11 protein-coding genes are annotated in these 12,760 nt (G+C 44.2%); 1 reads left to right on the top strand and 10 read right to left on the bottom strand.

Translation table 11 applies throughout. The features are described 5' to 3' along the window. The 10 genes from rffA to trxA all read right to left on the bottom strand — a co-directional run bounded on the left by rffA (window position 1) and on the right by trxA (window position 11,327). Window positions 1–1,131, bottom strand: coding sequence for a dTDP-4-amino-4,6-dideoxygalactose transaminase (rffA, locus tag BM135_RS00140; protein WP_092516707.1), 1,131 nt, complete (start codon window positions 1,129–1,131; stop codon window positions 1–3). Continuing rightward, complete coding sequence (rffC, locus tag BM135_RS00135; RefSeq protein ID WP_092516705.1) at window positions 1,118–1,855, bottom strand: dTDP-4-amino-4,6-dideoxy-D-galactose acyltransferase; 738 nt, start codon at window positions 1,853–1,855, stop codon at window positions 1,118–1,120. Before rffC ends, rffA begins: the two co-directional genes overlap by 14 nt. Then, window positions 1,833–2,714: a glucose-1-phosphate thymidylyltransferase RfbA gene (gene rfbA / locus BM135_RS00130; RefSeq protein ID WP_092516703.1), complete on the bottom strand. Its 882-nt coding sequence runs from the start codon at window positions 2,712–2,714 to the stop codon at window positions 1,833–1,835. Before rfbA ends, rffC begins: the two co-directional genes overlap by 23 nt. 18 nt (window positions 2,715–2,732) lie before the next feature. Beyond that, complete coding sequence (gene rffG / locus BM135_RS00125) at window positions 2,733–3,818, bottom strand: dTDP-glucose 4,6-dehydratase (protein ID WP_092516701.1); 1,086 nt, start codon at window positions 3,816–3,818, stop codon at window positions 2,733–2,735. Further along, window positions 3,815–5,077: a UDP-N-acetyl-D-mannosamine dehydrogenase gene (gene wecC, locus BM135_RS00120; protein WP_092516699.1), complete on the bottom strand. Its 1,263-nt coding sequence runs from the start codon at window positions 5,075–5,077 to the stop codon at window positions 3,815–3,817. Before wecC ends, rffG begins: the two co-directional genes overlap by 4 nt. Further along, window positions 5,074–6,204 carry a non-hydrolyzing UDP-N-acetylglucosamine 2-epimerase gene (gene wecB / locus BM135_RS00115; RefSeq protein WP_092516697.1) on the bottom strand — a complete coding sequence of 377 codons (1,131 nt, stop codon included), beginning with the start codon at window positions 6,202–6,204 and terminating at the stop codon, window positions 5,074–5,076. The genes wecC and wecB overlap by 4 nt, the downstream gene beginning before the upstream one ends. A gap of 101 nt (window positions 6,205–6,305) precedes the next feature. Continuing rightward, window positions 6,306–7,376, bottom strand: a complete 1,071-nt coding sequence (gene wzzE / locus BM135_RS00110) for an ECA polysaccharide chain length modulation protein (protein WP_092516695.1) — start codon at window positions 7,374–7,376, stop codon at window positions 6,306–6,308. A 30-nt stretch (window positions 7,377–7,406) separates the two neighbouring features. Further along, window positions 7,407–8,495 (bottom strand): UDP-N-acetylglucosamine--undecaprenyl-phosphate N-acetylglucosaminephosphotransferase, encoded by a 1,089-nt coding sequence (gene wecA, locus BM135_RS00105; RefSeq protein WP_092516694.1) that lies wholly within the window; start codon window positions 8,493–8,495, stop codon window positions 7,407–7,409. Between the two features lie 330 nt (window positions 8,496–8,825). Then, the gene (gene rho / locus BM135_RS00100) at window positions 8,826–10,085 is read right to left on the bottom strand and encodes a transcription termination factor Rho (RefSeq protein ID WP_074020680.1); all 1,260 of its coding nucleotides are present in this window, start codon (window positions 10,083–10,085) and stop codon (window positions 8,826–8,828) included. Window positions 10,086–11,000: 915 nt separating this feature from the next. Next, window positions 11,001–11,327 carry a thioredoxin TrxA gene (gene trxA, locus BM135_RS00090; RefSeq protein ID WP_092516692.1) on the bottom strand — a complete coding sequence of 109 codons (327 nt, stop codon included), beginning with the start codon at window positions 11,325–11,327 and terminating at the stop codon, window positions 11,001–11,003. 118 nt (window positions 11,328–11,445) lie between these two features. On the opposite strand from trxA, the gene rhlB reads away from it, so the two are divergent. Continuing rightward, window positions 11,446–12,729: an ATP-dependent RNA helicase RhlB gene (gene rhlB, locus BM135_RS00085; protein ID WP_092516690.1), complete on the top strand. Its 1,284-nt coding sequence runs from the start codon at window positions 11,446–11,448 to the stop codon at window positions 12,727–12,729. Window positions 12,730–12,760 lie beyond the last annotated feature (31 nt).

Here is a 12,760-nt window from a genome sequence, read left to right as displayed (position 1 = left end):
TCAGGAGAAAAATTCCTTGATGCGATCGATAACGACTTGCTGTTCTGCATCAGTGATGTTGTAGAACATCGGCAAACGAACTAAGCGGTCACTTTCGCTGGTCGTAAAGCGATCTTCGCCGTGGAAACGGCCACATTTCTCACCCGCAGGACTGGTATGTAATGCCACGTAGTGGAATACGCTGAGGATGCCATTCTCTTTCATGTAGCGGTTGAATGTGCTGCGTTCTTCCACATCTTTGAGCTTGATATAGAACATATGGGCGTTGTGTTCCAAACCTTCCGGGACAATTGGCAAAACCAAATATCCGGCGTCTGCTAACGGTTTCAGGGCTTGATAATAGTTATTCCACAGAGTCAGACGGCGCTGGTTGATTTCTTCAGCAATTTCCAGTTGTCCCCAGAGGTAAGCCGCTTGCAGGTCAGACAGCAGATAGCTGGAACCGATATCACGCCAAGTATATTTATCCACTTGCCCACGGAAAAATTGGCTGCGGTTAGTGCCTTTCTCCCGAATGATTTCAGCACGGGTGATCATGGACTTATCATTGATTAATGTCGCACCACCTTCACCACCAGCCGAATAGTTTTTCGTTTCATGGAAACTGAAACAACCAATATGCCCAATCGTACCCAGTGCCCGGCCTTTATAAGTGGACATAACGCCCTGCGCTGCATCCTCTACTACATACAGGTTATATTTTTTCGCCAATGCCATGATGGTATCCATTTCACAGGCCACCCCCGCATAATGCACTGGTACGATAGCACGGGTTTTCTCGTTAATGGCGGCTTCAATTTTGCTCTCATCAATATTCATGGTATCAGGATGAATATCCACAAACACAATGGTGGCACCACGCAGAACAAAAGCATTAGAGGTCGAAACAAAGGTATAGCTCGGCATGATGACTTCGTCACCCGGCTGGATATCCAGCAGCATGGCTGCCATCTCCAATGAAGCGGTACAAGATGGCGTCAGCAATACCTTCGGGCAATTAAAGCGCTGCTCCATCCATGCTTCACAACGTTTGGTAAATTCACCATCACCACACAATTTGCCACTAGCCATCGCCTGTTGCATGTATTCAAGTTCAGTGCCGACTACGGGTGGTTTGTTAAATGGAATCATTTCGTCCTCTGTATAACCAATATGCGGTGCTCTCAATGAGGGAACCACTACGTGTATAAAGACGCAAGGCAGTGATATTGCTGATTTGTGTAGCCACTCTCAGTCGTTGTATCTGATGGTTCTGACACCACTGTTGCGCCGCCGACATCAATTTTTTTCCAATCCCTTGATGATGATTGCCTGGTACAGCAGCCAATAAACCAATGCGCGCCTCGCCGTTACCTATGTCTCTTAAGGTGACAAAACCCGCCATTTTATCGTGTTCATTGTTGATAAGTAGGCATTCATGATCAAATGTGCCTAAAACAGCTTTTTCAACCCAAGCAGCATAAAATCGCCCGCTGTCATCCGGTTGATACCAAGGTGCTCGGAAGCGACTGACCGTAAATACACGAGCAGCCACGGCCTTCAATACGGGGATATCTTCTTTTTTTGCAGAAAGTAATTGTATGAGTTCTTTACCCATATGAATGCCAGAAATATCTTCCGCCTCAACCGATAACAGTAAATCGACTTCACCTTCAACTAAAGAAAACCCCAAGGCAGACAGTTCATCAATAATGGTCGTTTGTTGGGTAGCCACCTTGGCCTGCACCAATGCATATTGATCCAAATCGGCAGCCGTCAACTCTGCCGATTCTGGCGAAAAACTCAGGCGAGCAGTGGACAAGCCAAAAAAATGGCTATCCCAAGCCAGTGATTCAAGGTTCGCGTGAATAGACATTGAGCAAATCCATGAGATATTTACCGTAACCCGTTTTCGCCAAGTCTGCTGCTGCCGCTTTTAACTGCTCATCACTGAGCCAATCATTGCGCCATGCGATCTCTTCGAGACAGGCAATTTTGAAGCCTTGTCGTTTTTCGACGGTCTGAACAAAAGTACTGGCTTCAATCAGGCTGTCATGAGTCCCGGTATCTAACCAAGCAAAACCACGCCCCAATAATTCAACATTCAATTCACCACATTCCAGATACATCTGATTGATACTGGTGATTTCCAGTTCCCCACGGGCAGAAGGTTTTACTTGTTTGGCAAAATCCACGACTTTGTTGTCGTAAAAATAGAGACCCGTCACCGCCCAATTGGATTTAGGCTGTACAGGTTTTTCTTCAATGGAAAGTACCCGATATTGCTCGTCAAATGCCACGACACCAAATCGTTCCGGATCCATCACTTGATAGCCGAAGACTGTCGCCCCTGTTTCCCGGGCAGAGACATTTTGCAATTTCGGGCTGAACGCTTGACCAAAAAAGATATTGTCGCCCAGCACCAGACAACAAGTATCATTGCCGATGAACTCTTCCCCAATCAAAAATGCCTGTGCCAGACCATCAGGTGAAGGTTGTTCTGCATAGCTAAGATGGATACCAAATTGTTCACCACTGCCCAGCAATCGCTTAAAAGCAGGTAAATCTTCCGGTGTTGAGATAATCAAAATATCGCGTATTCCCGATAACATTAAAACTGACAACGGATAGTAAATCATCGGCTTGTCATAAATCGGTAATAACTGCTTCGATACACCACGCGTTATTGGATATAAACGGGTGCCAGAACCCCCGGCCAGTATAATTCCTTTCATCTGTTCCCCCTGACGGACTTATTCATTGCCGAGTCCGAGTCGCTCCCCTGCATAAGAGCCATCTTGGACTCTGCGCCACCAATTCTCATTTTCCAGATACCATTGTACAGTTTTGCGAATGCCGGATTCGAATGTTTCCTGTGGCGTCCAACCCAGTTCGCGCTCAATTTTCGCCGCATCAATTGCATAACGCATATCATGCCCAGGCCGATCTGTCACATAAGTAATCAAATCACGGTAATGCGAAACACCTGCTGGCTTTTCAGGGCACATTTTTTGAGTAGAAAATTCTTCCAGCAATTCACAAATCGTTTCCACAACCTCAATATTCCGGCGCTCATTATGACCACCAATATTATAGGTTTTACCGGGTTCCGCCTTGGTAACCACTAAATACAATGCCCGCGCATGATCTTCCACATACAGCCAGTCACGAATTTGCTCACCCTTGCCATAGACCGGTAAGGGTTTGCCTGCCAACGCATTCAGGATCACCAATGGGATCAGTTTTTCCGGAAAATGATAAGGCCCATAGTTATTCGAACAATTGGTGATTACGGTCGGTAAGCCATAGGTACGTTGCCATGCTCTGACCAGATGATCACTGGAAGCTTTCGAGGCTGAATAAGGGCTGCTCGGCGCGTAAGGTGTGGTTTCAGTAAAGAATCCCTCTTCCCCATGCAGATCACCATACACTTCATCTGTTGAAATATGATGAAAGCGGAATTTGGCCTTTTTTTCCTGATCCAACTGTTGCCAAAATGCGCGTGCAACTTCTAGCAAAGTATAAGTACCAATGATATTGGTTTCGATAAAAGCCTCAGGCCCGTCAATGGAACGGTCAACATGGCTTTCTGCGGCCAGATGCATAACTGCATCCGGTTGATATTGCTGGAACACGCGATCCAAGGCATCACGCTGGCAGATATCAACCTGTTCAAACGCATAGCGGGGATGGTTAGCAACCGAAATCAGTGATTCAAGATTGCCGGCATAAGTCAGGCTATCAACGACAACCACGCTATCTTCAGTCTGGTTAATAATGTGACGAACGACCGCAGAGCCGATAAAACCTGCCCCACCTGTAATAAGAATACGTTTCAACGCCAAACTCCTTTTGTATCAACAACCCATTTTTGTTTTATTGCAGAACCATGAATGGCTTTAAACTGGCTATGATCCACCAGCATCAATGCAACGTCAGCTTCTTCTAATGCCTGATTTACATCCACCAATTCCACCAAATCTTTCAGTGAATTAGGTAACTCACACACATTGGGTTCAACCGCGATAGTCTGCCCTGCATGCCACTGTGCAACCATTTTTGTAATATGAACTGCTGGGCTTTCACGTAAATCATCAATATTCGGTTTGAAGGCCAAGCCAAAACAGGCAATTTTAATCTCACTCGCGAGTTTGCCACTCTCAGCCAAACAATCAGCTACTGCGGCTTTCACTTGGTCCACTACCCACAGCGGCTTGCCATCATTCACCAAACGCGCGGTATGAATTAAACGGGACTGTTCAGGATTCTGGGATACGATAAACCACGGATCGACTGCAATACAATGTCCTCCTACACCAGGACCGGGTTGCAGAATGTTTACACGTGGATGGCGGTTTGCCAGACTGATCAGTTCCCACACATTGATTCCCTGTTCAGCACAAATCAAGGAAAGCTCATTAGCAAAGGCGATATTGACATCACGGAAACTGTTTTCTGTCAGCTTGCACATTTCTGCTGTTCTAGCATTAGTGATAACACATTCGCCTTCAAGGAAAATCTTGTACAGCTCACTTGCCCTGCGGGAGGATTTGGCTGTCATGCCTCCTACTACGCGATCATTTTTGATCAGTTCCACCATCACTTGTCCCGGTAAAACACGCTCAGGACAATAAGCAATATCGATATCTGAATTTTCACCCGATTGTTGTGGGAATGATAGATCAGGACGTGCCACTGCTAACCATTCTGCCATCTGCTCTGTCGCACCTACAGGAGAAGTGGATTCCAAAATAATCAAATCGCCTTTTTTCAAGACAGGTGCTATTGATTCCGCCGCAGAACGTACATAAGCCATATCTGGTTCATGCTCCACTTTGAAAGGCGTAGGAACAGCAATCAAGAAGGCATCCGCTGTTTGGGGAACAGTCACAGCGTGCAGAAAACCATCTTCTACCGCGACTTTGACTACTTCATCTAAATCAGGTTCAACGATATGAATCGAGCCACGGTTAATCGTTTCTACCGCATGTTGGTTAACATCCACACCAATAACCGTCTTTTTGCGGGAGGCGAATGCCGCTGCGGTGGGTAAGCCGATATAACCCAAGCCGATAACAGAAATTGTTTCAAAACTCATAATGTCACCCGATTTTTTTTCAATGCATCCAGAATTCGCTGGCAAGCCTGCCCATCACCATAAGGGTTATGGGCATGGCTCATTTGTTGATAGGCGTTAACATCCGTCAATAGACGCGTAACTTCCGCAACAATAGTTTGTGTTTCTGTTCCCACCAATCGCACTATTCCCGCATCAACCGCTTCAGGTCGCTCAGTGGTATTGCGCATGACCAAAACCGGTTTTCCCAGAGAAGGCGCTTCTTCCTGAATTCCTCCTGAATCGGTCAAGATCAAATAGGCATGATTCATCAAATAGACGAATGGCAGATAATCCTGTGGTTTGATCAGAATAACGTTATCAATGTCATGCAAAATGCGCTTAACCGGTTCACTGACATTCGGGTTTAAATGGACAGGATAAACTACCTGAACATCAGGATGTGTTCTGGCAATCTGTGCCAATGCTTCACAAATGCGCTCAAACCCTTTACCAAAACTTTCACGGCGGTGACCTGTCACCAAAATCATTTTTTTATTTGGGCTAAGGAAAGGGTAAAGCTCAGCAAGCTGCTCATACATGGCTTCATCATTTATGATGCGATCACGTACCGATAGCAGAGCATCAATAACCGTATTCCCTGTAACAAAAATACGGTTTTCCGCAATGGATTCTTTTAAGAGGTTGTTCCGAGAATTTTCTGTCGGTGCAAAATGGTACATGGCCAAGTGCCCGGCGATCTTGCGGTTGGCCTCTTCCGGCCATGGAGAATAAAGATCTCCGGTCCTTAAACCCGCTTCAACATGGCCTACCGGAATATGCTGGTAGAAGGCGGCCAGACTAGTTGCCATAGTCGTTGTGGTGTCTCCATGCACCAACACTACATCTGGTTTGAATTCTTCCAATACAGGCTTTATGCCTTGCAGGATACGGCATGTAATATCCGTCAGATCCTGCCCTTTTTGCATGATGTTAAGATCAAAATCCGGAGTTATCCCAAACAGATGCAATACCTGATCCAGCATTTCCCTATGCTGAGCTGTGACACACACTTTTGCTTCAAAAGCAGCATCCATAGCCAATGCATGTACTAACGGAGCCATTTTAATGGCTTCCGGCCGAGTACCAAACACAGTCAACACTTTCACAGTGACTCTCTTATTTTGTCAATCATTGCAGCTACTTCCAAGAAAAGGGACTTCCCTAAAAAACGACAGATTATTAACTGACCGATATTATTCACATACCGTTATTTATATGAGCTGACGGAGAGCGGACGCCTTACCAAAGCAACACCTGCACCAACCAACGAGCCAACAGCTCCCCATAAAATCATTATGAAAGCACGGCGGGGACTATCTCGGGTGACAGGTTCCTCCGGCGTTCTGAGATAACGGTAAGTCAGGAAAGAATCTTGCAAAGTCGGACCGAAATTCAGTGTAGCCAGCATCGCAATATTTTGATCATAATCGATACTGTAATTAGGGCCTATGGCTTCCAAAGTTTCAATTTGGGCCTGCAACAATGGCGTACCCAGCATAAACATTTTGGATTCAGGTAGTTCTTTGATGGGGATATCCGTCTGATTACGGTGAATACCCTGTTTCTCAGCCACTTTCAGAGACTGCTGCAAGATATTCAATTCACGATTGTACATCGCCTGTGCCACTATCTCCTGACGTTTAACCAACGCTTTCATTGACTGGGCACGTGTCGCCCATGCACCTTTAATTTCGTTGTTCAGGTGATTGCTCGCTCGTTGGTTGGCAAATGCAATATACTGGCGCAGAAGTCGATTGGCATCAGCTGCGGTTTCTGCTGTCAATTTGATACTGTCATTTAGCGATGTTTTATCATCACTGCGCGTAATTTTAATATCGTTGATCAATTCTTCCAACAATACGGTATCCGTTTTGACACGCCCTTCCTTGCGCTGCTTGTAGTAGTCAGAGTGAAGCCAGAATTCACGACGGGTATCATATGCCGAGACTTGAGTCATGAATTCTTTATATGCACCATCTGGAATGGTTGGTAATTGCGCCTCTGGCGAGGCATTGATATGAGTATCTAAATTACGCAAAAATTGTTGTTGCGAATAATAGCTACCCAGATTATTGGTTGTCGGTAAATTTACAATAGCGGTTGCGCTCCATTTTTGCTGCATCAAATAAGATGCACCCAGAGCGACAGCAGCGAAAATCATTGCCAGTGCGATAATCCATATCTTTCCACGCCACAAAGCATAACACAGTGCCCGAATATCCAGCTCATGCTCTATAGCAGGTTGATCCTGTTTAGATTTCGTTTCTGAGTTTATCACTGCACAAAACCCCTTTGATAATTGATGTTTTTAATGATGGCTTGCTGCCCGACGCATACGGCGCTTACACCGTTTGATAAAACGGGCTACCCGCCATGCTCGTTTGATGCAATAGCCATACAACATAAATGCAAGCAAAAATAATGCCAACATCACCCATTCAGGGACAAAAATTAACCGTTCAGCAATAATTCCAATTGATGCCAATAAAGCCGCAGCCAAAGTTATCAAGATAAATGCCTGGCGAGAGGTAAACCCAGCACGCATAATCAAATGATGAATATGCTGGCGATCTGGAGAAAATGGACTCATCCCCTTACGCAATCTACGGTACATAATAGCAACCATGTCCATCAGTGGAATCCCAATAATCCATAGCGCTGTCACAGGACGAATAGATGAATTTTTTCCTTGCGTCGCTTCAGTCAATAACCAAATAATAGTAAAACCGATTAAGGTACTTCCCGCATCGCCCATAAAAACCTTGAAACGTTTTCCTAATATTCCAAGATTAAGGAAAATGTAAGGCAAAATCCCTGCTATAAATGCAAAACACCAAAATGCCAGCGCCGTATTGCCACTTCCGTACAACAAAATGCCCAACGCACCGAAAGAAACACAAGATAACCCGCCCAGCAGCCCATCAATACCATCTACCATGTTGAAAGCATTGATAGCAGCCCAGACAGCGAATAGAGTTACAACGTAGCTGAATGGCCCCAGTGACATTTCCCACGGCCCGAACGCGTGTCCCAAGCTATCGAGCTGCAGCCCAGCAAAATACATCATGCTGATACCAACTAAAGCCTGAATGGTTGCCCGAATCTTCACACTGATATCAAAACGGTCATCTAATGCACCGATAAGAACTAATATTCCTGCACAAGCCAAATACAGCCATTTATGAGGTATAAACTCTTTCGTAATAAAAAATGCGAAACAAACACCAAAAAAAACAGATATCCCCCCCACCAAAGGAACTAAGCCATGATGACGCTTACGGTAATTAGGTTTATCAACCAGACCGATTTTTTTTGCTGCTTTACGAGCCACAAACAAAAACACAAATGAGAATATAAATACGTAAAAAATTTCGGCACTCATACTGGGAATGTTCACAATAACAACTCTCTATAAAAATAATGATGGGGCATCTATTATTCATATAATTATGGATGTCCCACGCGACACCGAATCCATAAGCTCCCTGTTAATAAAACAAGGCGTCCTGATTCATAAAATCAATCAAATGGATCATGTACCTGTAAAACGTGATCCATAATTATAAAGTTCTCGGTTAGAAAAAATGCATCTAATCATTCGAATACAATGCAAAAAATGTACCATTTTAGGCGAATAGAGTATGTAAGCAGTAAAAAAAACGCCACAAAGATGTGGCGTTTTAGTGAAATAGATACTGTTTATTATGGGATGACCAATCTTAAAAAACTATGAACGTTTCATAAAGTCGAAGAATTCTTCATTTGTTTTTGTCATAGCCAGTTTGTTGATAAGGAATTCCATCGCATCAATTTCACCCATCGGATGAATGATTTTACGTAAAATCCACATCTTCTGTAGCTCATCCTGTGCAGTGAGCAACTCTTCTTTACGTGTCCCAGAGCGGTTGTAATCAATGGCTGGGAAAACACGTTTTTCAGCAATCTTACGGGACAGGTGCAATTCCATGTTACCTGTACCTTTAAATTCTTCGTAAATAACTTCATCCATCTTGGAGCCAGTATCAACCAACGCCGTCGCGATGATGGTTAGACTCCCGCCTTCTTCGACGTTACGTGCAGCACCAAAGAAACGTTTTGGACGATGCAGGGCATTCGCATCCACACCACCGGTCAAAACCTTGCCGGAAGCAGGAACCACTGTGTTATATGCACGAGCCAGACGGGTAATAGAATCCAGCAGGATAATAACGTCTTTCTTGTGTTCAACCAGACGTTTCGCTTTCTCGATAACCATTTCTGCCACTTGAACGTGACGGGAAGCTGGTTCATCAAAGGTTGAAGCAATAACTTCACCTTTTACCAGACGCTGCATTTCGGTTACTTCTTCTGGGCGCTCATCAATCAGCAAAACCATCAAAACGCAATCTGGGTAGTTATGGGCAATGTTAGCTGCAATATTTTGCAATAACATGGTTTTACCCGCTTTTGGTGGAGCAACAATCAGACCACGCTGACCACGACCAATCGGAGCTGCCAGATCCAGAACGCGGGCTGTCAAATCTTCAGTAGATCCATTACCACGTTCCATCCGCAAGCGGTTGTTAGCATGAAGTGGAGTCAAGTTTTCAAACAGGATTTTACTGCGGGCATTTTCAGGTTTGTCAAAGTTAACTTCATTAACTTTCAGCAGGGCAAAATAGCGTTCACCTTCTTTTGGTGGGCGGATTTTCCCTGAAATGGTATCACCGGTACGGAGGTTAAAACGGCGGATTTGACTAGGAGAAACATAGATATCATCGGGGCCAGCAAGGTAAGAACTGTCTGCGGAGCGGAGGAAACCAAATCCATCCTGCAATATCTCCAGTACACCATCTCCGAAAATATCCTCTCCGCTTTTCGCATGCTGTTTGAGAATAGAAAAAATGATGTCCTGTTTACGCATACGAGCCAGATTTTCCAGCCCCATATTTTCGCCGAGAGTAATCAACTCAGATACCGGCGTATTCTTTAATTCGGTAAGATTCATAATGGTGGGTTCTTTAACTCGGGGTATATCTCGAACTATGAACGTGAATGGTATGGCAGCGTTATCGATGCCTGTTTATTTGTACCAGAAACGAATAAAACCTTCTAATATACTAAATTATATTACAAGGCAATAGCTTGAAGTACTCAGATTGATTTCAAAATAAGGCTGACAAACTGTCAAACACGACTGAAGTAATAGCGAAACATGGTTAATTTCAATATGGGCACTATTATCTCAGCGTAAACATTATCTCGGTATGAGTACTGTTTATAACTATCTTTTCACTATCTTCTAACTATTATGTCTTCTGACTATCTATGTGCCATATGTTATAACTATCTATAATGTAAATACAATTCTATAATGCAGACACTATTATAAGGTGATAACAGTGGACACAATTTCAGCATACACATTCAGCATAGCCACTTTTAACACAAACGTTTTTTAACACAAACATCGTAAACGGATTTTATCTTGAATATGAGAAGACTCAACATAAAAATGCCTGGGATAAAAACACTCTGCTTAAAGATGTTCAGCATTAGAACGCTATGGGTGTACTAAGCTATATACTGAGTTACTCGTATATAGACTCAAAAATTTTACCAAATGCGATATGCTATCAGATACTTCAGATGGACCCAGAGATAACAGATTTATCAGACACTACAGATTGTTTAGTATGCAACACGCTTAATGTCAACTCTTTATACCAAGATATATCAAATTATACCAAGATCTATCAATAAACCTTTATATCAGAGTATAAAATAAAGAATTCACTCAAGCTAAGCTTCATATAAGCACACGGTTGCTAACTTACCACGCTTCGTAGCAGACGTCTAGCGGTCAATCGGATAAATCACCTCATACGCTAAACGCCCGTAATTCCTGTGACCTGACTCTAAATTAGAGGTGTGGTTCCAAAAACTCTTTCAGTTGAGTTTTTGACAAAGCCCCCACTTTTACTGCAACTTTCTCACCACCTTTAAACAAAATTAGTGTTGGGATACCACGAATACCGTATTCTGGGGCTGTTGCTGGGTTATCATCAACGTTCAACTTGCCAATCGTCAGTTTTCCTGCGTATTCTGCGGCGATTTCATCCAGAATAGGGGCAATCATTTTGCAAGGGCCACACCATTCAGCCCAGAAATCAACGAGAACAGGGCCCTCGGCTTTCAGTACATCATTTTCAAAACCAGCATCCGTTAGATGGATAATATTTACATTCATTTTTTGCTCCAAAAGTAAAATCTTTTACAGTGTAAGTGTACATTGATCAACAAAGGGTGTCTTTATTTCAGCGGATACACTTTCTTAAAGCAATAGTTAACTGATATTCTACCTCACTATGAGCAAAACACATTTGACAGAAAAGAAGTTTTCCGACTTCACATTGCACCCCAAAGTATTAGAAGCCCTTGATAAAAATGGGTTTTCCAACTGCACGCCGATACAGGCGCTGACATTGCCTTTTACTGTCGAAGGCCGAGATGTTGCGGGGCAAGCACAAACCGGAACGGGCAAGACGCTGGCATTTCTGGCATCTACTTTTAATTATTTATTGACCCATCCTGCGTCACAAGAGCATAAAACCAATCAGCCAAGAGCACTGATTATGGCGCCTACCCGTGAATTGGCAGTTCAGATATACTCTGATGCAGAAGGATTGGCGAAAGTCACTGGGTTGAAAATGGGTCTTGCCTACGGCGGCGATGGCTATGATAAGCAGCTGAAGGTACTGGCTGCTGGTGTCGATATCGTGATTGGCACAACAGGACGCCTGATCGATTACACAAAACAGGGCCATATCCATCTTGGTGCCATTCAGGTTGTTGTGCTTGATGAAGCTGATCGCATGTATGACTTGGGCTTTATCAAAGATATTCGTTGGTTGTTCCGCCGACTCCCTATTGCCGCAGAAAGAATGAATTTGCTGTTTTCCGCAACTCTGTCTTATCGAGTACGTGAACTGGCTTTTGAACAGATGAATAATCCTGAGTATGTGGAAGTAGAACCTCTGCAAAAAACAGGACACCGTATCCAGGAAGAGCTATTTTACCCTTCCAATGAAGAAAAAATGCGTCTGCTACAGACTCTGCTGGAAGAAGAATGGCCTGATCGCTGCATCATTTTTGCCAATACCAAGCACCGCTGTGAAGATATCTGGGCCCATCTGGCTGCCGATGGTCATCGTGTTGGTCTGCTGACCGGTGATGTTGCGCAGAAAAAACGCCTGCGTATTCTTGAGGAATTCAGTCTGGGCAATCTGGACATTCTGGTTGCCACTGATGTTGCCGCTCGTGGGCTGCATATCTCATCTGTAACACACGTATTTAATTATGATCTACCAGATGACTGTGAAGATTATGTCCACCGGATTGGCCGGACAGGTCGTGCTGGAGAAAGTGGGCATTCCATCAGCCTGGCATGTGAAGAGTATGTGCTGAACTTACCGAGCATTGAAGAATATATCCAGCACCAGATACCTGTCAGTAAATATAACAGTGATGCACTGCTAAACGATCTGCCTATACCTAAGCGCCGTAATCGCGCTCGCTCAGGGGGGCACCCTCGGCGTACCAGCATGCCACGCCGTGGTAATGCAACGCGCAACCGTAAGCGCCCAAGCTAAGATGATGCAATAGATGAAATAATACGATGCT

Origin of the sequence: Xenorhabdus japonica (assembly GCF_900115195.1) — a bacterium.
Classification (GTDB): Bacteria; Pseudomonadota; Gammaproteobacteria; order Enterobacterales; family Enterobacteriaceae; genus Xenorhabdus; species Xenorhabdus japonica.
This window is presented reverse-complemented; position numbering and strand designations above follow the sequence as displayed.